Genomic DNA, 24,564 nt, shown 5'->3' on the forward strand with positions numbered 1-24,564 from the left:
ATCCACAAATACATTTATAAAGCCCTCGTCGATTTAACAGCTGTTTTTTATTAATGTGTAGTGAGCTCGAAATTCACTATAAGCATAAAATTTACCTGGTTAAAGCATATAGCAAAATTATTCAGACTAAATAAACAATCTACTTGCATAAATATGGTTAGTAATTAACACCTAGTTTTACCTTTTTAATAACGATCTGTGATTAACATGTTAATTTTCCTGTTTAGGGCACACCACCCCGATAATTACATTTGATTACAAACTTAACCCATTTGATTTCACGTGTGTTTTTTATGTGATTAAGCTTGCTTTAGCGATTGATTTTTAAGTGTTTTTATTAATTAACAATGAAACAATGCTTAACAACGGTACCTTTTTTGTGTACATGCAAATAAGGGTGGTCTTTTATTATTCTGTTGTTAAGTTTTCATTCAGTTAAGGGCGCCTAAGTTGCTCCCGCTCACTCAAAAATCTCATAAAAGTGAGTGTTGCCAATTTAGGTAAATTCAACAAGTAGGGTTCATTCATGAAAAAATCAACTCTTGGTTTAGCTGTTATTGCAGCAATCCCAATGTTCTCAAGTGTTCAGGTTTTAGCTGCAGACGAAGCAGCAAAGTCAATTGAAAAAATTCAAGTAACGGGTTCTCGCATTAACCGTACTGATATGGAAACGGCTAGTCCAATCACTGTAATTGGTGATGACTTTATTGCTAAAAGTGGCTACACCTCAGTTGCTGATGTGCTTTCAAACCAACCGTCAGCTGCAGGTATGAGCTTAGGTGGAACTAGTAACAATGGCTCTGGTGGCTCTGCTACAGTTAATCTTCGTGGTATGGGTGCACAGCGTACTCTGGTTTTATTAAACGGCCGTCGTATGGTTTCATCAGGCACTGGTGCTGATTCTTCTGTTGATTTAAATACGATTCCGGTTGCAATGATTAAATCAATCGAAATCTTAAAAGATGGTGCATCAGCTGTTTACGGTTCAGACGCTATCGCTGGTGTTGTAAATATCATCACGAAAAAAGATTTTGAAGGCTCTGAAGTAAACGTTGAAGGTAGTCAAACTACCAAAGGCGATGGCACAAACTATGGTGTTAGTTTACTTCATGGTATGCAAGTGGCTGACGGTAACCTAGTATTTGGTGCTCAGTACACAAACCGTGGCGATATCATTCAATCAGATCGTAAATTTGTTGAGCCAGGTTGTTCTTCTTATATTCCAGAAGGTACTTTAGGTGGCAAAGCGCCAAATGGCCAAGGTGGATTTAAAGATCGTGACACTTGTTATGACTACACACCTTCAAGCTATGCACAAACACCAAGTGATTTATATAGTGTATTCAGTAGCTTCAATAAAGAACTTGATTCAGATACAACGTTTAACGTTGATTTAATGTACACACGTCGTGATTCAAGCCAGCAGTTAGCGCCACAGCCTGCAAGTATTGATTTAGATACTACAAAGCTTAGTAATACATACACTAATGCATTTATCGATGAAGATGGTGTATTAGCCGATTCATTAGAGTACCGCCGCAGAATGGTTGATGCGGGCCCGCGTATCTATGAGCAAAAAACCGATACATACAGAGCGTCTGTTGCATTGCAAGGTCTTTTAGATAACGATGCAAGCTGGGATATCAGCGCAACTTACGGTCGTAATGACTCAGAAGATAAGGTTCAAAACTCAATCCATGCAGGAAACATGGAACAAAGCATTTATGGTGACCAAGCCCTTTGGTTCAGTGGTGATGCAATTAATCGTGAGCTTTTAGTATCAAGCAACTCTCTTTACACAGAGTCAAACGAAGGTGGTAATGAGCAGTTCATTCTATCTGCGGGATACAGTGCTGTTACAGAAAGTGACATTGGTTACGCAATTGGTGTAGAAAATAGATTTGAAAGTGGTTTTTACACGCCAGATTTAATTACTCAAAGAGGCGAAAGTACAGCAGCGCAGCAAGATCCGACAGACGGTGATTACTCTGTTCAATCTGTATACTTTGAAGCGTCTATGCCAGTGCTTGATTCAGTTACTCTAGAAGGTGCTGCACGTTACGATAACTACTCAACATTTGGTGGTGAAACAACGTGGAAACTAGGTGCTACTTGGAATGTAACCGATAGCTTTATGGTTCGCTCTGTACTTGCTACTGGTTTTAGAGCCCCAAATGTTGCTGAGCTGTTTGGCGGTAATACAGGTTCATTCGATTACCTAGAAGATCCATGGGGTAACGAGCAAGATCCACAAATCGAAGTTAATTACACATGCGATGATAATCTTCAAGCAGAAGAAAGCAGATCATTCACGTTCGGTTTAGTGTGGGAAGTTGCAGACGGTTTATCAACTACATTAGATTACTGGAAGTTTGATATCACTAATGCAATTACGCGTTTAGATGTACAAAATGAAATGCGTAACTGTTTTGCTGGAAATACGCAATCATGTGCAGCAGTAAACATTACAGCTGATGGTGACTTATCTGAATTAAGTTCTGCATTAACAAATGTTGGCGCACAAGATACATCAGGTATTGACTGGAATATCTCTTATACAGCTGATAACTACCGTATCAACCTAGACACCACTTACTTAATTGAGTTTGAGCAAGACGAAATTGATTACACAGGTACTATTGATGGTAACATTGGTGGTTACTCTGAAATTAAGTCAAACCTTTCAGTTAACTACGATATTAATGATGATATCAGCGTGCTTTACAACGCTCGTTACATTAAAGGTATGGACGGTGAGTACTATGGCGAATTCTTTAGCACAGACGACACTGTTTACCATGATATCTCTATGAGCTACAACTTAAACGACGATGTTCGTTTAACAGGTGGTATGAATAATATCTTTGATAAAGAGCCTGAGACCGTGCTAGGTGGTAATGACATGGGTACTGTTCCTGAGCTTTACGACGTAATTGGTTCGCGTATCTTCGCAAGCGTAAACGTTAAATTCTAATTTTAACTAATTAGAACCATTAAAAGGCCTAGTATTTACTAGGCCTTTTTTGTTGAACAAAATTAAAGAGGCACGTAAACTCAGGTAGATAACCAAAGGAGGCATCATTGTTAAAGCAAGACGAAAATTTATCGTTTGTTATTGAACCGCAATTATCACCGCGTGCAGAGCAGCGTCTCGATCTTTATTTTTCTATCCCAAATGAAATGGGTATTAATGCACAAACACTTAGCGAAGAGTCTTACTTTAATAATCAATTTAAATCTTTTGTAGCCTACAACGCTAATAATATCCATCTTCCATTGGTAAGAAGCCGCTTTGTGAGTAAAAACAAAGGGGAGCAACAAGACTACCGACAAAATCTAAATTTATATTGTTATCAAGTACGCCTTGCTATTGATGCTGATATTAAAGATGCGTTAAAAATTCAAGAAAGCGATGAATTTTATCAACGGGCTATGGAGCTTTGCGAGCAAAGCCAAAGTCTACTCAGAAAACTCAGACGTTACACCCCTGATAACGAAAAGCTGATCCCGTTTTATACCAATGCCGATAACTACCTAAGCTGGCAGATTGAACAAACGTTTTTAAAGCTGCTTGATGAAGGGCCGCGTAGTAGCGATCACGCTAAAGAGCGAAATGACTTATTAAACTTTTGTAAGTCAGAGAGTGAGTATCGGGCAGAGCAACAATATAATTCTGACTCAACACTTAAAGACGCCAACAGAATTACCAATAAAATGCGCCTATTACAGCGTTTAATAGAGCATGGAGTGATTTTGCAGCGCCAAACCCGTTATCTAAATAGTTATTTAAAACGTTTGGTAAAAGGCTCTGTAACAGCCGTTATAATGGCTTTTGTGATGGTAGTAATACTCAATGCGCGCTCTACCTTTACTGAAATAACCGCTTCATTAATTTTAATTTTAGGGGTTATTTACGGGCTGAGAGAAATATTTAAAGAAGATATTACCCGTATTATTTGGCGTGCTATTGTGCGAGGGCGGCCAAAATGGCGGTTTATTTTTAAAAACAGTATTACAAAAGATAAAGTAGCGAGCCAGTTTATTTGGTTAGAATACACGCGGTTTAAAAAAATCCCTAAAGAAGTGAGGAAAATTTTCTCTAAGCGTCGTCAGCAAAATAAACAGGCGGCGCAATGGCTGCATTTTGCTAGTGAAACGCGGGTCAGTGCTAAAGAGTTTTTGCCAGGCTACGATAGCTTACAGCAAACACTGCAATTTAATCTTGCACCGTTTGCACGTTATTTAAAAAAGGGGGAAGGGAAGCTGTACCATTTAGAAAATAATAAAATTTCTAAGCAGGGAGTCGAAAGACGCTACCAATTAAATATGGTATTGGTTTTAACCGAATCTGATAATGCGCTGTATCAACGCTATAAAATCACTTTAAATCGCAGTAAAATTGTTAATATAGAGCTAATTTACACCAGTGACACTAAAAAAGAGGAATAACACAGGTTATTCCTCTTCTTTACTTAAACTAAACTAGACTATTTATCCGTTAGTCCTTTTTTGCTGTATAGCGTTACTTTGTCTGATACTAAGGTAATTTCGATATTTTTAGCGTCATTACCCCAAGTACAACTAGTATGCAGTGTTTTTTCTACACAATTATCAGCACTGCCTAAAAGAGCTTCAACTTCTGTTTTGTCCATACCAATTTTAATCTTTTCATAATTTTCTAAGTTTACTTTTGAACAAGCAGCAAGAGTCAGTGCCGCTGCAATAATGAGTAATTTTTTCATTGTTATTTTCCTTTGATTGGGGTCTGTTGATCTTTCAAGGTTAAATTTGCAAAGGTCAACAGACCCTAAATACTGTTAATGGTTAAATTTTCGAATTTGCACAATCATCCCCATACGAGGGTGATCAAAATAATGAATGTCTTCACTAAACACCCGTCTAAACTGTGAAAAACGGGCTGACTCTAGATCGCCATTGTCACGTTTTTCACTTATATCAAAGTGTGCATTAATAAATAAGTAATGGCGCAAGTGTATTTTAAATAGCCCATCTAACTCCCATTTCATGTCGGAAGATTGAGCTTCGTCAAATAGTGGCTCAGGTCTATTTATTAAGCTAATAAAATCAGAATCGGCGTAACTAATCGCGGTGTTCATATTGTTTTTTAATTGGCTGCCTGCAAACAAGTGAATACTAGGCGAACGTGATTTGCTCGCACCTTCAAATCGCCACCCAGTATGCAATAAAGGGATTAGCCCTTTGCGGTTTAACGCTTGGCGTTGTGACTCAAACTGTAACTGCTCAGGGGCTAGCAGGTAAGTTTGCTCCATCGTCTCTTGTGCTGGTGCTTGAGGTATTACTGGTAACACATCGTAACTTTTTACATAATCAATGCTGTCGTTACACGCTGCTGACTGAGGATTTGAGTTGACTAGAGTGTCAGCAAAGGAACGTTTTTGAAAACGCGGATCGCCATTTATACACGCGTCCATTGCTTGCTTTTTATAAACAGGGCTTAGTAAATCTAAGGTATTTTTATCTTCTATAGCGTCGTGCTTTAAGCTAAAGTCTTCTTGTAGGTATGGAGCAGGGCGTTGTTTAAATATCAACACTTCTACTTCAAACCAACGCTCTGCAAATGCAGTACTACTAAACAAGCAGCATAAAACAACCAGCGATTTTTTCAGCAACATTAATGGCTAACCTTTTTTTCGAAATCTGTAATCATAGCAGTGATCATTTTTAAGCGTTCACGGGCATTCGCCTCGCTAATGGCAAAGCGTAATTTATTTGCGCCATCCATCTTATAAATATGTGGCGCACTTTGTATCAAACCAATAATGAAGCTAGGATTAACCTTAGTATTTTGACTAAACTCAAAGTAGCCCCCTTTCGGGTTAGCCTCTATTTTGGTTATGCCTAGATTACTCGCTTGCATCTTTAGTTGTTGTAAACTAAATAAGTTTTTAGCTGCATCGGGTAATAAACCAAAGCGGTCTATTAATTCAACTTGAAGCTCATCAATATCAGCAAGGTTAGCACAACTTGCTACTCGCTTGTACATACCTAAACGCGCGTTAACATCATGAATATAATCATCAGGTAACAAGGCAGGTAACTTTAAGTCTACTTCTGTTTGTTTTTGTAATAGATTTTCAAGAGTTGGCTCTTGACCATTTTTAAGCGCGTTAACGGCCTGCTCAAGCATTTCCATATATAAATTAAAGCCAATGGTTTGCATTTGCCCTGATTGATCATCGCCTAATAACTCACCCGCACCACGAATTTCTAAATCATGAGTTGCTAAGGCAAAGCCTGCACCTAAATCTTCCAGTGATGCAATCGCGTCTAAACGTTTTTTCGCATCTTTAGAGAGTGCCTTAGGGTTGCCGGTAAGTAAATAAGCATAGGCTTGGTGATGGCTTCTACCTACACGTCCGCGTAATTGGTGTAGCTGAGCAAGACCAAGTTTATCGGCTCTATCCATAATTATGGTGTTTGCTGTGGGCACATCAATACCGGTCTCAATAATCGTGGTACACACAAGAACATTGTATTTTTGATGATAAAAATCAGTCATTATTTGCTCAAGCTCTTGCTCTCGCATTTGACCATGTGCAGAGGTTACTGTTGCTTCTGGCACCCATTCGCTAATTTCTTGAGCGACACGTTCAATGGTTTCTACGTTGTTATGTAAAAAGTATACTTGGCCGCCACGTTTAATTTCACGTAGTACCGCTTCGCGAATAAGCTCTTCGTCGCGTTGGCGTACAAAGGTTTTAACCGCTAAACGTTTAGCCGGTGGAGTGGCAATAATTGATAAATCACGCATGCCACTCATCGCCATATTTAATGTACGCGGAATAGGGGTTGCGGTCAGAGTGAGTATGTCAACATCTGCTCTCAGGGCTTTAATTTTTTCTTTTTGACGAACCCCAAATCGATGCTCTTCATCAACAATTAACAGACCTAAATCTTTAAAGTTGATATCTTGTTGAATCAATTTATGAGTGCCAATAACCACATCTAGCTTGCCATCACTCATTCTTTCAAGGGTTTCTTTTTGCTCTTTGGTCGAATTAAAACGTGACAGCACACCCACTTCAATTGGAAAATCAGCAAAGCGGTCTTTAAAGTTATCGTAGTGTTGCTGAGCAAGTAGGGTGGTAGGGACTAAAATAGCCACCTGCTTATTATCGTTAACCGCTACAAAGGCTGCACGCATGGCTACTTCGGTTTTACCAAAACCCACATCACCACATACTAAACGATCCATGGCTTGTTTTGACTGCATGTCACCAAGTACCGCTTCAATGGCGTTACGCTGGTCATCCGTTTCTTCAAACGGGAAGCTATCGCTAAATTGGCGATAAGCTTGGCCATCAAGCGTAAACTTATTACCAGGTTTAGCTTGGCGTTGTGCATAAATGTCGAGTAACTCTGCAGCCACATCGCGTACTTTTTCAGCGGCGCGTTTTTTCGCTTTATCCCAGGCATCAGAGCCGAGCTTATGCAGTGGCGCACTGGCCTCTTCACCCCCAGAGTAACGACTAAGCATATGAAGTGCCGATACCGGCACATACAGTTTTGCCTCACCTGCATAAGTAATAGTCACAAATTCAGTCACCACACCGGCGGCATCAATCGTTTGCAGCCCTTGATAACGGCCCACACCATGGTCAAGGTGCACAACCGGTTGACCTTCTTTAAGTTCTGCTAAGTTACGAATTAACGCGTCTTGGCTTGCTTCATACTTGTGCTTACGGCGTCTACGTTGTGATACTTTAATCCCAAGCAATTCTTGCTCGGTAATAATGCTCAAGCTAGGTTTTGTGCTAAGCACCACACTTTGCTCAAGCGGACTGACAATTAAACCAACGTCATTACTGCTGTTGGTAAACTGCTCAAAGCTATCAAACTCTTTAAATTTTAAGCCGCTGGGTTTTAATATACTCAGTAATGATTCGCGTCGACCGTCCGACTCAACGCTAATAACAACTCGGCCTTTTTTCTTTTTTTGTTCTGCCACATAATTTATAAATGCATCGTAGGGTTGATGTTGTTTATGATCGATGCGTACATTGGGCAACTCATTAACTGCGAGATTTTTATTGCCTGCTTTTGTGCCTAACTTTGCTTGAGATAGACGAATGCGGCCATAATTGCCTAAATTAGAAAACAGCTCATTAATTGGCTGATATAACTCATCGGGCGGTAATAGTGGGCGCAGAGGATCTACTCGGCGGTTCTCATAGCGTACATTAACATCGTGCCAAAAGTTATCTGCTGCATGCTCTAAATCCCCTAATTGCATGACGGTTGTTGAGTCAGGCAAGTAGTCAAAAATGGTTGCTAAGCCTTCAAAAAACAGCGGCATGTAATATTCTATACCTGCTGGCCAATTACCCTTGCTGACCTGCATGTAGACTGAGTCTTGCTCAGCACTTGCGCCAAATTTTTCACGATAGCTTATTCTGAAACGTTCAATATCTGATTCGTTAGTAGGAAACTCATGAGCAGGTAGTAGCTCAATTTTTTCTACTTTTTCGTCTGAGCGCTGAGTTTCCACATCAAATAAACGGATGGTATCAAGCTCATCATCAAAAAAGTCGAGCCTAAATGGATGCTTACTCCCCATGGGGTATAAATCAACAATTGAGCCGCGTATAGCGTACTCGCCATGCTCCATGACTTGTTGCACATGTAAGTAACCCGCTTGCTCTAAATTGTCCCGCAGAGCATGAGTATCTAATCTATCGCCTACTTTAAAATTCAGCGTTGAGCCGTATATAAATGATGCTGGGGCAGTGCGCAGCATCAAGGTTGATACCGGAACAATGAGTACGCTTTGTTGCTCTTTTTTCAGTGTGTTGAGTGTTGCTAAACGTGCTGAAATAATATCTTGGTGGGGCGAGAAGTGATCATAAGGCAATGTTTCCCAATCTGGAAAAACCATTACTGGGTTATCAGGCAGCAAGTACTCTAATTCGGTTTCAAGGCGCAGAGCACTTGGTGTATCAGGGGTAACAATTAACACTAAGTTGTCTTGCTGCTTAACACCTTGTGCAATAGCAATGCTTAAGCCACTGCCTAGAAGTTCGCCCCATTGAATTTTATCTTTTTGAGATTTTACCCAAGGCAAGGCTGCCCATTGCTCAAACGCCATTAATTACTCCATTAAATTAGGCTCTTAACGAGTAAGAGCCACATTATTATTTAGTCACGGTAAATTTTTGTTAAATCTTGATAATGATCAATTCTACGGTCGCGTAAATACGGCCAAATACGTCTTACGTTCTCGCTACGTTTTTGATCAAGTTTTACCATTAATATTTGTTCATTTTGGTTATCAGCCTCTGCCAACATCTCGCCTTGAGGGCCTGCAATAAACGAGTTGCCCCAAAATTGAATGCCGTCACTTTGACCGCTAGGGTCGCTTTCATGACCAACTCGATTACAGCTAATCACCGGAACGCCATTAGCAACTGCATGCGCTCGCTGTGAAATAACCCAAGCATCTTTTTGGCGAGTTTGCTCGTCTTTATCATCGCGTGGATCCCAGCCAATGGCTGTTGGGTAAATTAAAAGTTCAGCACCGGCCATTGCCATTAAGCGCGCGGCTTCAGGAAACCATTGGTCCCAACACACCAGTACGCCAAGCTTACCTACTGAGGTTTGAATAGGCTCAAAGCCTAAGTCCCCGGGAGTAAAGTAAAATTTTTCATAAAACCCTGGGTCGTCTGGAATATGCATTTTACGGTATTTACCTGCAATGCTGCCGTCTTTTTCAAGCACCACGGCGGTATTGTGATAAAGACCCGTAGCACGTTTCTCAAATAATGAAGCTACAATAACAATACCGAGCTCTTTTGCGAGTTCGCCTAAAGTGTTGCTACTTGGACCTGGTATTGTTTCGGCCAAATCAAATACATCAACGTCTTCGGTTTGGCAAAAATATAAACTGCGGTGTAACTCTTGTAATACAACAAGTTGCGCGCCTTTACTAGCTGCATCGCGAATGCCCGCAATTGACTTTTCAATATTATGTTCAGCGTTGTCACTGTTGCTTTGTTGCACTAAGGCAACTGATAAATGTGCAGGGCTTGTCATTGTGCTGCTCCAGCTAAAAATCCACGAGGTAATTGCATTGTAATGCAGTGAAGACTGCCAAATTGCTCAATAATAGGTAAGCAATTTACACCAATAATTGTGTGCTCTGGGTATGCTTTTTGAACTTGTGTTAAAGCACGTTGGTCGTTTACATCGTCATAAATAGGCACTAATACTGCGTTATTTATAATTAAGTAATTTGCATAGGTGGCAGGTAGACGCGTATTTTCATCGTCATACACGGCTTTTGGCCAAGGTAACTCAATTAGCTTATATGAGGTGTTATCAGCAGTTTTAAAGCTTTGTAGTTGTTTTTCCATGGCATCTAGCGCGCTAAAATGCTCATCGCTTTTATCGTCACATTTTACATACACAAGGGTGTTGTTAGGTGCAAAGCGCACTAGCGTATCAATGTGGCTATCGGTGTCGTCACCGGCTAAATAACCATGATCAACCCATAAAAAATCAGTAGCGCCTAAATGCGCTTTTAAAAGTACTTCTATGTCACTTGGGTTTAAATCAGGGTTACGGTTTTTATTCAGTAAACATTCGCTAGTTGTTAGCAATACACCATGTTCATTAATTTCAATACCACCGCCTTCAAGCACCATATCGAGGGCTTGATACTGGTTGTTTGTATTGCTTAGCTGTTTAACTAATGTGTGGTTTATTTGATTATCAAGGGCACTTTCAAACTTATTACCCCAGCCATTAAAGGTAAAGTCGTAGACTTTTAATTGATCTGGCTTTTCTATAGCGCTGCACGTAAGTGGGCCATGGTCGCGCGCCCACGTATCGTTAGTGGGAGTAACAACAAAATATACACGGGTCTGCTCAATACCAGCATCATTTAGTAATGAGTTAATGTGGGTTTTTAATATTTCATCATGAGCTACAATCACTAAGGCTTGTTGCGCAGTAATATGTTTTGCAAGTTCAATATAAACGGGTTCAACACGTGCTAAATTATCAGCCCAATCGGTATTTTTATGAGGCCATGTAAGCATAACTGCATCTTGCTCGGCCCATTCAGGTAAAAGTCTAAAGTTCATGGATTTTTAATACAAATAAAGATGGAGCTAGTTTAGCAGTTCAATTACAGCTAAGTCACTTTTAAATAAACGTTTGAACTACAATTTAAAGCGATTTAAACAGGTAAATAAACACTCGTGTTACTCGTTTGAACTCTCTTTCGCTTTTTCAAGTTGTTGGCGCTTTTTAAGTTGGCGTGTTTGCGCATGTAAACTGGCTCTAACAACCAACTCTTGATCACTGTCTCTTATTGATACGAATAGCAGGGTATACTGGTAATGCTCATTGTCTTGTTTTTCTATAGCAACAACTTCGCTATAACAATACACCGCAGAGGCTTCATGCTGTAAAAACAGTTTGGTACGAAATTTCTGACCTAATGTGTACAAATGTTTACTGGTAAACTTAATTCCGCCGCCGCCATAACTGTCGCAATAAATTGAGTTATCTTCAGGTTGTTCTGAAGCTAAAATATGGCTCATGATCAAATCTATTTTACGCGACTGGGCTTGTAAAAACGTCGTCAGTTCTTGGGCAATATCTCCTAAGTTACGCAAAGGGCCTAAAGCGCTTTGATCTAAACTACTGACTTCGTTAGCAAGTTTAAATAAAGGCGGAATATCTGCGTCTAGTTCAGCCAAACTTTTTGGTACCACTGCGTCATCTACGGCAAATAGATTGACGCGATTGCTCTCTTCAATTTGAAAGTAAAGCTCAAAATCAGCTAATTTTTGATTATTCATTTTTAACTCCTAGCCTCTATCCGTTAATAGTAGCGTTGCGGTTATTAAATTACTACACAGCAACCCAATAAAAATTAAGCTAAATAAGGGTTTGGCTTCACTATAAAAACGCTAGGGGTGCTACTTTTAATACAGCCATAATGATTAATAATATAATAAATATTAATACATTTATACTGAGTACGTATATTCGCAACTAATAAATAACCAATAATTAACAAAATGCCTTGTAATTAACCATAAAACTCGTAATCTTACCGTAATAATAATAACAAGGGACTACCCACGTGGCTCGAGGAATTAAATTAGCCAGTACATTCTCAGATATATCCACGCAACTGCGGCGCTTTGTGTCTAAAATTGTGTTACCTGACGATGTTGATGATATTGTTCAAGAAACCTTTGTTAAAAGTTATGAAGCAGAGCTAAAACAAGATATTCAATACACCCGCAGCTATATGTTGAAAACAGCTAAACATCTCGCCCTAAATCATATAGCTAAATGGGATAATAAATTTAGTACTCCTTTAAATCACGAAACTGAACTTCCTAAATTGCTTAAATCAATGCAATTAGAAGATGAATACACCTCCAAAGAACGTTTTTTACTATTTTGTCGTGCTACTGAGCAGCTAAGCCCTGTAGTGAGAAAATGTTTTATATTAAAAAAAGTATATGGGATGAGCCAAAAAGAGATCGCACAGCAAATGCAGCTAAGTCAAAGTACGGTAGAAAAGCACATTGCTAAAGGGCTACTAAACACCATGCTACATATGCGCGATCAAGTGCAAGATGAGAGTGAACATTGCCAACAAAGTGCGAACATAGTGAGGGCAGTAAAATGAGTAACATCCATCAATTTACTTCAAAAGAATTAATCTTAGAAAAAGCATCGCAATGGATAAGTGCGATTGATCGTGGCTTAAATATACAAGAGCAAGAGCAATTCAAACTTTGGATGCTACAAAGCACGGCTCATCAGAATGCGGTATATGAATTAGCACAATTATGGGATGACTTAAGTGTGCTTAACGAGCTCAGCGTATTGTTTCCTAATAAGCACTCTGCAGGCATTAAAACAAAGCCTGCTTATGTATACGGTATTGCGGCAAGTGTTGTTGCAGCTTTAATGATGTGCAGCTACTTTTTGCTGAACATGGGGAGCAACTTTAACCAAAATTTAGCTAAAGTAAATTACACAAAAATTTATAAAACAAAGGTTGGCGAGCAAGCAACCTATGTTTTACCAGATGGCACAATAGTTCAGCTTAATACTAATAGTTCACTAGAAGTCGCTTATAGCCAAGGACGTAGACAGTTATTACTAAGCCGTGGAGAAGGGCGTTTTAATGTAGCTAAAGATGCATCACGCCCGTTTAGTGTGATGGCGGGGGATAAAAGCTTTACCGCGCTTGGTACAGTATTTAATGTGCAGCGCAATACCTCTTCTGATCTCGAATTGGTAGTAACTGAAGGTAAAGTGATGATCACCGACCCTAGTGTTGCTGTTAATGCTGACGATTTTAAAGCGTATCAGCAAGCTGATAACAGCAATCACGAAATCCGCCAGATCAATGCCAATATAGTGATATCGGGTGAAAAAGCTATTATTGAACAGAGCGTAACTAAACCAATTACACAATTATCGGTTGATGACGTACAACGCGATTTAGCATGGCAAAATGGCATGTTGATATTCAATGGCGAGCAACTGGTTGATGCCTTAAACGAAGTTAGCCGTTATACCGCCACGCGATTTGAACTGTCATCTGATGAATTAGCGCGCATTAAAGTGGCTGGCGTCTTCAAAGCAGGTGATGTTGCAGGGCTGTTAGAGAGCTTACAAAATAATTTTTCAATTGAGCATGAACGTTTAGGCGAGCATGTTGTTAGTTTAAAATATCAAAAAAAATCATAGGTAATGGTAATGAAAATCACGCCATTGTTAATCAATGTTACTCATAAGGGTGTAAAAAGTAATTTAAAGATTAAAAAAATGATAAAAACCTATAGAGGATTTTTGTTTGCTAACTGTTTATATAAGTTGCGCAGTAACCATACGTGTTATTTAAGTCCGCTGGGACTCGCTGCACCGCTATTTTTTAGTATCAGTGTGCACGCGAGTCAAACTGAAGGACAAATGATGCAGTTTGATATAAAAGCGCAACGAGCAGACAAAGCCTTAATAGAATTTGCTAAGCAAACTGAACAAACAGTGGTTTTTTCGTATGAGCTTGCTAAACAGTACGAGGCAAATTCATTATATGGATTTTATTCTCAACTCGATGCGTTAAACGCATTGTTAGCTGAGACTGAGCTCGATGCGGTTGTTGATCAAAATGGTTTACTGAGTATTAAACTCAAACAAATCAATAGGAAAGATAACAACATGATGAAGCTTTCAGGAGTTAGTGCTGCCGTATTACCTGCTTTACTTGCAGTTAATTCACAAGGAATAAATGCCGCTGAACAAAGCGCAGAACAAAACATCGAAAAAATTGCTATTGTAGGTAGTCGTGTCGCAGGACGTTCAGTTGAAGACTTACCTGTCCCCGTTGATATTTTAAGTGCAGAAGCACTCGAAAACACCGGCCAGACAGAAGTTGGCCGCATGCTTCAAGCTATCGCACCTTCTTTTAACTTTTCAAGTTCATCTATTAGTGATGGTACTGATGCATTAAGACCTGCAACGTTACGTGGCCTTGGCCCTGACCAAACATTGGTATTGATCAATGGTAAGCGTCGTCATCAAGCCAGTATTATTCATATTAATACCTCGGTTGGTCGTGGTACTGCGGGTACTGACATGAATGCGATTCCAGCCTCAGCAATTAAACGTATTGAAGTGCTTCGCGATGGCGCTGCAGCTCAATATGGTTCGGATGCAATTGCCGGTGTTATTAATATCGTGCTAAAAGATGGCAGCGAAGGTGGTAAAGCGGCCGTTAACTACGGTGAGTATTCAGAAGGTGATGGCGAAACCGTTAATATCGACTTTAATAAAGGCTTTGCTTTAGGTGATAACGGTTATTTAAATACAACTATTAACTACCGTGACCGAGCACCGACTAACCGCGCAGGCCTTCATGGTTCATGTCAGTTTTATGGCTGTACTGAACTTTCTGATGGCACCTTGCTTGCGGGTGACCCACGTGAATTAACCGCGCCACGTGATACATTCAGAATTGGCGATGCTGATTCTCAACAATTTGGTTTAACAGTTAACACCGGCTACGAATTAGGAGCGGGTGAACTATACGGTTTTATTACCTATTCAACTCGTGATAACGAATCAGCGGCATTTTTCCGTCATAATGCCAATGCAGGTGGTAACCCGGTACTTCAAGATGGCGATGCAACCATCCCAACTGGTTTCTTACCTAAAATAAATACCACGATTGACGATATTTCATATAACTTTGGTTATAAAACTGAATTTGATAACGACTCAAGCTTAGACCTATCGTACACCTATGGTGAAAACAGCATTGACTACACAACCAGCGATACTATTAACGGCTCTTATGCAAATTTTTTACGTTATGACCAAGGCCTAAGTGCAGCAGATATTCGTGCCACTATTCCACGCCAAGGTTATGCTTATGGCATGGAGCTGTCACTGCAAACGATTAATCTTGATTTTACTCAAAATTTTGATGATTACTCATTAGCAATGGGTGCTGAAATTCGTACCGATGAGTACCGTATTTTAGAGGGTAGCGAATACGCATATCGTGATTACGATACCAACAATGGTGTTAATATTTACGATGGACTAAGCGGTGGTATTGGCAGCGAAAACGCATCCGGTGGCACACAAGGCTTTGGTGGTTCATCGCCAGCATCTTCGGTTGATGAGTCGCGTGATGTGATCTCGTTTTACTTAGACGCTGAAGCTTACGTTATTGAAGATGTGATTATCTCAGGGGCGTTACGTTACGACAATTACAAAGGGTTTGGCGATACAGTTAACTTTAAACTAGCCGGTAACTGGTCAGTAACTGAAGATATTTCACTTCGTGGTGCGCTAAGCTCAGGCTTTAGAGCACCTTCAATGCAGCAGTTGTATTTTAACAACATCAGCACACAGTTTGTTGTAGGTCCTAATGGTAATTTAGTGGCTGAAGAAGTGGGGACCTTTAGAAACGATTCAACCCTTGCGCAAAGTTTAGGTATTCCTAAGCTCACAGAAGAGAAATCTCAAAACCGCAGTTTAGGTATCGTTTATAACGTAAGCGATAATATTAATGTAACCCTAGATTACTACTCAATTGATATTGACGACCGTATTGTAATTAGTAATCGCTTAGGTAAAGGCTTATCAAGCAGTCTTGATGCTGCGTTATTAAGTTCAGGTGCGGGTGCAGGGCAGTTTTTCTTAAATGGCGCTGACACTGAGACACAAGGTATCGACTTTGTGGCTACATGGAATACAGAAGGCCTTGGCGGCACGCTTGATTTTACTTTAGCGGCTAACTTTACAGAAACCGATGTCGTGTCGTTATTTACACCTGCAGGTTCTGGGCTTGAGACCGTGCCAGTTGATGATGTGTTTTCTGATCAAGAAATTTCTATTATTGAAGAATGGCAACCAGAAGATCGAATTAACTTAAGTGCACTTTATCGTCGCGACGACTGGACCGTAAACCTATCGCTTAATCGCTTTGGTGAATACACAGTGGAAGATGGCGGCCGTCAGACTTATGGTGCTGAAATTTTAACTGACATCAAAGTAAATTACTTTGTGACTGACGATTTATCAGTAAATATTGGCGCAAATAACTTATTTGATGTTTACCCAGATGAAAACACCATAGGTAATTCACGTTCAGGCACAATTGTAGATGCTCAAGGTAACACTATTGTCAGCAGCGATGGTGTATTTAAGTACTCACGTCGTTCAGCGCCATTTGGCTTCAACGGTGCTTACTACTACGTAGGTGCAGAGTACCGCTTTTAATTAATAACTCTCCTATTGTTATTTAACAACCAAAGGGCCGTAAGGCCCTTTTATCGTTTTAAACTTAATGTTTTTGCATTTTACTCATTTCAGCATGGCAGCTCTGCATAGTAAGTAATACTTTTGATAACGCTGCTTCACAATCATGAGACTGAGGCTTTTTCAACGCTACTTTAATTTCTTCTAAGGTTTTATCTTCTACTTCCTCAAGCTCTTTAACGTAGGTTTGATCGTTATCGTTAGCAAATTTACTAATCAAAGTAGTAAATGCACGGCGTGCTTCTACAACAAACGACGAGCCATCTTCGCGCTCACCTTGTTGATTAATTGCGTAAGGTTGTAAACTCTCCACACTGACTTTACGAGCGTCAATCATACGTTGAAATAGGGCACCTATAGCGGGGTCTTGTACTTTATCTTGTGCTGTTTGGTAAAAGTCGATGCCGCTATTCATTACTTGGATAATGTCGGTAATATGATTAATTTCTTGTCCTTGATGGGTGCTCATAATAATGACCTCTGTTAATTTAAAATACAGTCATTACTAAGCAAGCGCTATTCCAAGTAGGTTTTATTTCTTAAGTGTTTGTATTTTATGGTTTTTAATTTTTTTTTAATAGTTTGGTAGGCTTGCTAACTAAGCGTTAGCAAGCAAATTTTACATTAAGGTATGTAAGAAGGTTATTTTAGCTCATCCGCTACTTCAGCTACTTTTTGGCGTAACCAAATATGACTAGCATCTCTGTGTAATAAAGGGCTCCATATCATATCAAGTTCAAATGGCGGGATAGGAAAGGGTGGCTCCAGTATTTTAAGCCCAGGATCGTCTAAATAAATATTGGCCGCTTTTGAGGGCAAAGTCGCAACTAAATTTTTCTCTTTGGCTAAGTGAACAGCCACATGATAGTTACGAGTAAAAGTCGCAATATTACGGTGTTTACCAAAATGCGCCAGTGCCTCATCAACCCAGCCCAGCTTCTGCACATCTTTAGGGTCCATCCCCACACCAACACCAAAGCCTGTTTTACTTACCCAAATATGGCGAGCTTTTAAATAGCTGTCTAGGCTAAAGTTTTCAATAATGGGGTTATCTGATTTTACTAAACAACAAAAGCTGTCTTTCCAAATACGTTTATGATGAAACGATTGTGGTAAATTTTCAAAGCGGTTAATCGCCATATCAACTTTACCGTTTTCAACATCGTGAAAGGTAACATCACTAGGAGTTAAAATATCTAAGGTGGTGTCGGGCGCTTCTTCGTGTAGTTTCCCTAATAAACGCGGTGCCATGGTACTGGCCGCGTAATCACTGGCCATGATCCTAAACACTCGCTTACTTTGTTTAGCTTCAAACTCACGATTAGGTGCCAGCGTTTCTTCAAGGGTCATCAAGATTCCACGAATCACAGGCTGCAACTCAATAGCACGCTCAGTCGGTACCATACCATCGCTGGTACGCACTAAAATAGGATCATTAAAAAGGTTACGTAGGCGTTTAAGTCCGTTACTCATTGCCGGTTGAGTAATGCTAAGCTGGTTTGCAGCACGAGTAACATTACATTCGCGCAGTAATGTATCGAGGTAAACCAGTAAATTTAAATCTATTTTACTTATATTCATTGTGTGTCCTTAACGTTTACCAATAATGGATAAAACGCTGTGCTGTAGGATAGGGATAAATATGACTCACCTTTCCATTTTTTATATTTTGTTGTGCTTGTTTCCAAAAGTTCACATCAAGTAATTCAGGGTGCGTGCTAGTTAAAAATTGTTTATATGTTGGATTAGGCATTACAAAGGTACATAGCTGCTCTGGAAATACATCCTGAGGAGCAACCGAGTAACTTTGTTCGTCCATTAAATAATCGTCATAACTGTTTGCTTTAGGTAGTGCTCTAAAGTTCATGTCTGTTAAATACTGCACTTCGTCGTAATCGTAAAAAATAATCCGTTTGTGCTTACTTACACCAAAGTTTTTTAACAGCATATCGCCAGGGAAAATATTCACGGCAATCATTTCTTTAAGCGCCTGGCCATACTCTTCAATGGCATCGGCGGCACTTTTTTCGTCTGCATTTTCTAAAAACAAATTAAGCGGTGTCATTCGCCGTTCAATGTATAAATGTTTTATGATTAACCAGTCACCCTCAATCACCATCGATGAGCCAATGGTTTTGTGCAACTGTGCTAACAAGTTACTATCAAATCGTGCCAAAGGAAATACGACGTTTGAATACTCTATTGTGTCGGCCATTCGGCCAACACGGTCGTGGCTTTTAACCAGTTGATAGCGTTTTAATACCGTTTCGCGACCAAATGGCTTACTTTCGCCAAATTTATCTTTGATGACTTTAAATACATAACCAAATGAGGGCAGGGTGAATACCATCATCACCATACCCGGTGTACCTGGAGCAATGGTAAATTCATCATTAGAATGGGTTAAATGATTTAAAAACTCACGATAAAACTCGGTTTTACCTTGTTTATGAAAGCCTATGGCGTTGTAAAGCTCGGCGAGGGTTTTATTAGGCATAAGTTGATTTAAAAACCGCACTAACGCTGAAGGAGCATGAGTTTCTACCATAAAGTAAGCTCGCGCAAAGCCAAAAATAACCCGCATTTGCGACGACTTTGTAAGTAAGGCATCTAAATAAAGGCCTTTATCTTCATGGTGTAACACGGCAATAATAAAGGGCTGAACGCCACTTTGCGATACAACGCGCCCCACAATGTATGCGGCTTTATTGCGGTAAAACGGCGTGTGTAATATATCAAAACGCATTTGCCAATGTTGGTGGTGAGTATCGGGAGCTTGCTTATAAAACGCTTTTACTAATAAACGAATATCACGCTCAAGGTTGACAAAATCGGCTTTAAAATCAAAGTGGTTAATAATGCGTTTAATTGTTGGCTTTAAACCATCCACGACGGGGAAGTAACTTCTATATTCAGCCTCTACAGGCACTGATGGCGCATCTTTGAGTGTCGCTTCAACAAAAATAAAGTCGTTATGAAAATAGCGGCGGTGGTATAAGCGGCAGAATACAGAGTTATAAAATGTTTCGGCAAGCTCAGCCTGCGGGTGAAAACATAAAAAATGCTGGTAAATTTTTTTTACTTCAAGCCATAAACTTTCGTTTAGCTGGTCTGTTTGTTGGCGTTCACGTAAGGTTTTTGTGGTTTCGTTAACTCGATCATCATAATAGCTAATACGTAGGCGGCTAATATCATTGATTGCTTGCCAATCTCTTTTAGCAAACGCATAAGGTGCTTTTGCTGTTGTTCTTTGAAACAGCAGGTAATGTTTTTTAAATCCGGTTAAAATTAACTCAGCAATTTGGCGTGGTTGCATCAGTACTCCTTAATTGACGCCTTTAGGTGTTTAGCAAAGTGCCGGTGGATACCATTTAATTTGTAAAAGCGGGTCAAAGGAAATTGCATCACTAAACACGTATTAGAGTTCGTACTCTACGGTTGTTAAGGGTATGTTATTTTATGTTTAAAACCAAGCTAATTAAGATGATATTTATTTAAGTTAATTAGAGTCTGCTTGGTAGGCATCAATCTTTTTTTGTAATTTCTTAATTCGCTTTTCAATTAACGTTTTATCTTTTTTATATTGCTTATCTAAGCTTTTTTGCGTCTTTTTAATATCTTTGCTAATTCGTTTTTTATCATCGGCACTTAATATATGATTTAACCGCTGTTGTTGTTTAAAATCAGCTCTGTCTTTCTCTCGAGAAAGTATAGCGAGTTTATGCTGGTTACTGCGTAGCTCCGCCTCTAAGTTAGTAATTATGGTGTTGCGTTCAAGTTCGTTTAACTGCTTAGTGTAGTTTATTTCTTCACCTGCTTGTTTTGGCTCGGTGGCAGTTATTTTATGAACGGTTGCATTGTAACTACAAGGTAATTGTGAAAAGGTAGTCCCTTCTGGGGTTACGCATTTGTAATAGGTGGTTTGAGCTAATGCTAGAGAACTAAAACATAAAATACAGACAGTAATGATCAGATTAATAACGCTGAACATAATGATTATCCTTTGTATATTCTGATCGAGTTAATAATTTTTAATGTTAAAAACTATAACCTAGCTTGGGGGGATAGCAAGTGCAAAGGAGTAATAACAGAAACTAAGCGAGTCAGTTTTAATGACTCGCTCGTATTATGAGGTGCTATTGAGAAAATGTTTTAAGCTTTTTAATACTGTGCACTAAAAACGGAATATCAAGTCCTTGCTCAATTGAAAACCCTTCAGCTGCGGAAATATTTCTAAAGTTTCCATCACGATCAATCAGCGTAATTCTATCTTTTTTATAAGCAATTACGACGCCTTGTGAGTAATTAACGCCAATGTTATTACTTTTATTGTATAAGTTTTTCCCTAACATTGTCTGCTCTGCAAGCGTATTACAGTTTAAGTATTGGCCAAGGCTAGTAGCAAGAATGTCACTAGGTTGAATTAAGCCATTCACTTTAGAAATAAACTTATCTGAGCTATACAAGGTTGACGTGGTCACTATTTCATTGCTGTTTTGAGACACACTAAATGCAAAAAAATCAGTAGTGTCATCGCGTACAGTCGTATTTTCATTCGCTTTAATAACCCTGATTGCGCCATCTTTGTGTGCTTGCTCGTTAATAAAGCTCAGCTCATCAATACCAAATACTTCTACACTACGGCGTTGGCTTTGCCAAACAGGTAACGTTTGTTGCTCAATAATATCAGTTTTATAAAATGCAGGCAGACCATACACCAAACCAAAAAGCATGTCGCTATGATCTGTGGGTTGTAAAAACTGCTGATTTTTATAAATGCCTTTTTTGCTAGCAACAAATTTTGCTAACTGTTCGTCATTATCAAACACTAAAATATCAACTTTAGCTGCGTTGTAATCTTCACATTTTGCTAATGGGGTAGGTATTTGGTAATTAATACCTTGGTTATTAATTTTAACATTATGTGCTTGCTCGTAGCTTTCAACATCCAATAAGTCGTTTTTAGCGAGTAAACTTTTGGCTGTAGTTGGATACGAAAGCGGTAATACGTTATCTTGTTTTGTGATATCAAATTTTAAATTTGCATCAGCCCAAATATGAATACTGTGGCTTAAGGCAAAACAGATAACTAAAAAAGAACCGGCATAACGCGCAAATTTAAATTGCTTTAAACGCCCTAAATGGTGCCAAGTAAAGTTACTAACCGTAAGCTGAAAGCCTAAAATAAGTAACACAATACTGCCAGCAAGCAAGGTAGTAAGCGCAGGTGAATTTGTTAAGCGGTGCCACAACAACGAAATAATTTCAGGCAGCGCTGAGGCATTTAAGTGATAGCCCAAGTTAAAATACACATAAGCGTCCAAAGTCAGTATTGAAGCACCTATTGTTGCTATCACTGCCGCCATACCACGAATATGCTGCGGATAGGGAAACACTAAACTTAAAGGAAAAACCGTCAGCACAAACGCTAAAAAGGCAATAAAGCTGGTGTGGCTTAGCCACGTAACCACCATATAAGTGATACCTATATAAGTAGTGGGCGGTGAGTCGGCAAATAAATAGCTTAAGCTAATTAAAAGCGCTAAACCAATATTGGCAAATGTAAACCAATGGCCCCAACTTAATAATTGACTTGCTTTCGATGAAAACTGGTTATGCTGCGATAAATTCATAGAGTTTATTTAACCGACTGAGCGAGTGCTTTTGCAAAGTTCTCAGTAACAGCTTGTCTTTTCCCTGTTGGTACATGCTCTTTTAAGATATGCGTGATAGAATTTCCTAAACACATAAGACTTAAATCAACCGGCGCATTGTGTTTTGATAAAACATCAATAAGCTGATCGACGATTTGTTCTACTTCTTCATTAGAGTATTTTGATAAGATTGGCATCAGTTGGTTCAATAAAAATAGTTATATTCCCGTATTTTAACACCAGAGGCGTGAAAAACAAAGATGGCAATAGATGTTAAAAAATTAGTCGTGCACTATGTAGACAAAAAAGATGACGACACCCAAATTCACCTTCGCAACGACGAAATGATGATCAACGACAAAGTTGCTGTATTCATTGAGCAATTACACCACGCCTACAACGGCAAGCCAGGCAAAGGTTTTTGTGCTTTTAGTGGCGAAAAAAACAGTATTGTTGCCTCTACTATGCAAAGCTATCGTAATAATGAGCTTGGCTTTTGGCATATGACCGAGCAGGCATCAACGGTATTAAAAGAAGAGTTAGATAAATACGCCTTTAATGAAACTGGCTACTTAGTATTTTGTCATTATCAGTACGTGGCTACTGATTATATGTTGATTGCCATGATCAACATTAAAGAGCACTACTCCATGACTTCAGAGCTTGATTTAGCCGCATCGCGCCATTTAGATATTTCGCGTATGCAATTGGCTGCACGTATCGATTTAACAGCATGGGATACCCAAGCAGACGATAATCGTTATATTTCGTTTATTAAAGGTCGTGCAGGGCGAAAAGTGGCTGACTTCTTTTTAGATTTCTTAGGTTGTGAAGAGGGCATTGATCCTAAGCAACAAAGCCAAGTAATGCTAAGCGCGGTAGAAGACTACTTATCAGAGCAAGAGTTTGATAAGTCAGAAAAAGATGATTTACGTAAACAAGTATTTGATTATTGTAACGACTGTGTCACCACAGGCGAAGAAGCCAATGTAAGTGAGCTTTCAGCAACGCTAACCAAAGGCGACGACAACCCGTTTGAGAGCTTTTGTAAAGAGCAAAGCTATGACCTAGAAGAGTCATTCCCAGTCGATAAGAAAACAGTAACGAGTATGGTGAAGTTTTCAGGCTTAGGTGGCGGTGTGAGCATTAGCTTTGAGCGTAAACATTTAGGTGAGCGTGTAACTTATAATGAAGCCACTGATACCTTAGTGATCAAGGGCATTCCGCCAAACCTTAAAGACCAACTGCAACGTTTCATGGAACAAGAGCAAGATTAAACTCACGGCGGGCTGTGAGCTATGGGTTTCGGGCTCAGGCTCGTAACCCGATCCCCACAGCCCGTTAACCTTCGATTGTAACTTTACCCTCTAAAAGCGCAGCGTCTCATAGTACTCTTTGTGAATAATTCCTTTGCGCGGCATAAAGCCCCGCCGACAATAAACCTCGATGTTGACCTTATCCGTAGGCGGGAGTTTACCTCGCGCATGTTTTAGGTGTTAGGAATAGTTGTAGACGTAGATCTTGCTCACAGCAAGTTGCGAGCTAAGGGTTTAGGGAGCAGGCTCGAAGCCCGATCCTCGTAGCCCGCTAACTTTCGACTTTACCCGAACCCCGTTGCGAGTTACATAAATATCAGGCAATAAAAAACCGCGTTAAAATCAATTAACGCGGTTTTTTTAGCTTTTAACTAAACTTAGTGCTTATTCAGCATTAAGTGTTTTAGTCATTGCTGAGCTTGCACGACCAGCAGGTTTTACTGAGCCAGGGCGAAGGCCACTGTCAGGGATTAACTCACGTTTGTCATGTGCCATTGCAACTGATGTATGCTTGATTTCGCTATCAGCTACTGGTGTTGGCTGTGCCATTGGCGCACTTGCATGTCCAGCTGTAATCACTGTTTTAGCGTTTACATTAGCTGAGCTCGCTTGCGACACTTTCTCAGGCTGACTTTCAACTACAGGCGCTTCTTTAGCTTCTACAGGTGTTTCAGTAGCACTAACCGGTGCGGTTTCTGCTTCAACAGCGACTTCTTCAGTTTGCACTTGTTCTTCAGTTTTTACTGGTT

The 24,564-nt window shown here is 39.7% G+C and carries 18 protein-coding genes and 1 pseudogene; 6 read left to right on the forward strand and 13 right to left on the reverse strand.

Annotation, left to right across the window (positions count from 1 at the left end):
• The first annotated feature begins 526 nt into the window (after nt 1-526).
• Nucleotides 527-2,974: a TonB-dependent receptor gene (locus CWB75_RS13220; RefSeq protein WP_138570900.1), complete on the forward strand. Its 2,448-nt coding sequence runs from the start codon at nt 527-529 to the stop codon at nt 2,972-2,974.
• A gap of 107 nt (nt 2,975-3,081) precedes the next feature.
• The gene (locus tag CWB75_RS13225) at nt 3,082-4,449 is read left to right on the forward strand and encodes a hypothetical protein (RefSeq protein ID WP_010389605.1); all 1,368 of its coding nucleotides are present in this window, start codon (nt 3,082-3,084) and stop codon (nt 4,447-4,449) included.
• A 38-nt stretch (nt 4,450-4,487) separates the two neighbouring features.
• On the opposite strand, the gene CWB75_RS13230 is transcribed toward CWB75_RS13225, so the two are convergent.
• From CWB75_RS13230 to CWB75_RS13255, 6 genes are all read right to left on the reverse strand, one after another.
• Complete coding sequence (locus CWB75_RS13230) at nt 4,488-4,742, reverse strand: DUF3862 domain-containing protein (RefSeq protein WP_075169391.1); 255 nt, start codon at nt 4,740-4,742, stop codon at nt 4,488-4,490.
• A 75-nt stretch (nt 4,743-4,817) separates the two neighbouring features.
• Complete coding sequence (locus tag CWB75_RS13235; RefSeq protein ID WP_138570901.1) at nt 4,818-5,654, reverse strand: peptidoglycan binding protein CsiV; 837 nt, start codon at nt 5,652-5,654, stop codon at nt 4,818-4,820.
• Nucleotides 5,654-9,127, reverse strand: a complete 3,474-nt coding sequence (mfd, locus tag CWB75_RS13240; protein ID WP_138570902.1) for a transcription-repair coupling factor — start codon at nt 9,125-9,127, stop codon at nt 5,654-5,656. The genes CWB75_RS13235 and mfd overlap by 1 nt, the downstream gene beginning before the upstream one ends.
• Nucleotides 9,128-9,177: 50 nt before the next feature.
• Entirely contained in the window at nt 9,178-10,071 is an 894-nt protein-coding gene (locus CWB75_RS13245) for a carbon-nitrogen hydrolase (RefSeq protein WP_010389610.1), read from the reverse strand.
• On the reverse strand, nt 10,068-11,123 hold the full coding sequence (locus CWB75_RS13250) for an agmatine deiminase family protein (protein WP_138570903.1): 1,056 nt from the start codon (nt 11,121-11,123) through the stop codon (nt 10,068-10,070). The genes CWB75_RS13245 and CWB75_RS13250 overlap by 4 nt, the downstream gene beginning before the upstream one ends.
• Nucleotides 11,124-11,243: 120 nt before the next feature.
• Complete coding sequence (locus CWB75_RS13255) at nt 11,244-11,846, reverse strand: PilZ domain-containing protein (RefSeq protein ID WP_138570904.1); 603 nt, start codon at nt 11,844-11,846, stop codon at nt 11,244-11,246.
• A gap of 287 nt (nt 11,847-12,133) precedes the next feature.
• Here CWB75_RS13255 and CWB75_RS13260 point away from each other — a divergent pair, with 287 nt between their 5' ends.
• Genes CWB75_RS13260 through CWB75_RS13270 form a run of 3 tightly spaced genes read left to right on the forward strand, consistent with a single transcriptional unit; the run spans nt 12,134 to nt 16,806 of the window.
• Nucleotides 12,134-12,691 carry an RNA polymerase sigma factor gene (locus CWB75_RS13260; protein WP_138570905.1) on the forward strand — a complete coding sequence of 186 codons (558 nt, stop codon included), beginning with the start codon at nt 12,134-12,136 and terminating at the stop codon, nt 12,689-12,691.
• Nucleotides 12,688-13,764 (forward strand): FecR family protein, encoded by a 1,077-nt coding sequence (locus tag CWB75_RS13265; RefSeq protein ID WP_109874830.1) that lies wholly within the window; start codon nt 12,688-12,690, stop codon nt 13,762-13,764. Before CWB75_RS13260 ends, CWB75_RS13265 begins: the two co-directional genes overlap by 4 nt.
• Nucleotides 13,765-13,773: 9 nt before the next feature.
• Nucleotides 13,774-16,806 carry a TonB-dependent receptor plug domain-containing protein gene (locus CWB75_RS13270; RefSeq protein ID WP_138570906.1) on the forward strand — a complete coding sequence of 1,011 codons (3,033 nt, stop codon included), beginning with the start codon at nt 13,774-13,776 and terminating at the stop codon, nt 16,804-16,806.
• A 64-nt stretch (nt 16,807-16,870) separates the two neighbouring features.
• Here the strand turns inward: CWB75_RS13270 and CWB75_RS13275 are convergent, their stop codons facing one another.
• The 6 genes from CWB75_RS13275 to CWB75_RS13300 form a co-directional block, all read right to left on the reverse strand.
• Nucleotides 16,871-17,314 carry a ferritin-like domain-containing protein gene (locus CWB75_RS13275; RefSeq protein ID WP_008468186.1) on the reverse strand — a complete coding sequence of 148 codons (444 nt, stop codon included), beginning with the start codon at nt 17,312-17,314 and terminating at the stop codon, nt 16,871-16,873.
• A gap of 173 nt (nt 17,315-17,487) precedes the next feature.
• On the reverse strand, nt 17,488-18,426 hold the full coding sequence (locus CWB75_RS13280) for a LysR family transcriptional regulator (protein WP_008468187.1): 939 nt from the start codon (nt 18,424-18,426) through the stop codon (nt 17,488-17,490).
• A gap of 16 nt (nt 18,427-18,442) precedes the next feature.
• The gene (gene aceK / locus CWB75_RS13285) at nt 18,443-20,161 is read right to left on the reverse strand and encodes a bifunctional isocitrate dehydrogenase kinase/phosphatase (protein WP_138570907.1); all 1,719 of its coding nucleotides are present in this window, start codon (nt 20,159-20,161) and stop codon (nt 18,443-18,445) included.
• Nucleotides 20,162-20,344: 183 nt separating this feature from the next.
• Nucleotides 20,345-20,836 carry a DUF4124 domain-containing protein gene (locus tag CWB75_RS13290; RefSeq protein ID WP_138570908.1) on the reverse strand — a complete coding sequence of 164 codons (492 nt, stop codon included), beginning with the start codon at nt 20,834-20,836 and terminating at the stop codon, nt 20,345-20,347.
• Between the two features lie 145 nt (nt 20,837-20,981).
• Complete coding sequence (locus CWB75_RS13295; protein ID WP_138570909.1) at nt 20,982-22,478, reverse strand: DUF3413 domain-containing protein; 1,497 nt, start codon at nt 22,476-22,478, stop codon at nt 20,982-20,984.
• 5 nt (nt 22,479-22,483) lie between these two features.
• Nucleotides 22,484-22,696: a YejL family protein gene (locus CWB75_RS13300; RefSeq protein ID WP_008109847.1), complete on the reverse strand. Its 213-nt coding sequence runs from the start codon at nt 22,694-22,696 to the stop codon at nt 22,484-22,486.
• A 63-nt stretch (nt 22,697-22,759) separates the two neighbouring features.
• Here CWB75_RS13300 and yejK point away from each other — a divergent pair, with 63 nt between their 5' ends.
• Complete coding sequence (gene yejK, locus CWB75_RS13305; RefSeq protein WP_109874826.1) at nt 22,760-23,776, forward strand: nucleoid-associated protein YejK; 1,017 nt, start codon at nt 22,760-22,762, stop codon at nt 23,774-23,776.
• 423 nt (nt 23,777-24,199) lie between these two features.
• Here yejK and CWB75_RS13310 read toward each other — a convergent pair.
• A pseudogene (locus CWB75_RS13310) lies at nt 24,200-24,564 on the reverse strand (ribonuclease E); the annotation flags it as partial.

Origin of the sequence: Pseudoalteromonas sp. S1608 (assembly GCF_005887265.1) — a bacterium.
Classification (GTDB): domain Bacteria; phylum Pseudomonadota; class Gammaproteobacteria; order Enterobacterales; family Alteromonadaceae; genus Pseudoalteromonas; species Pseudoalteromonas undina.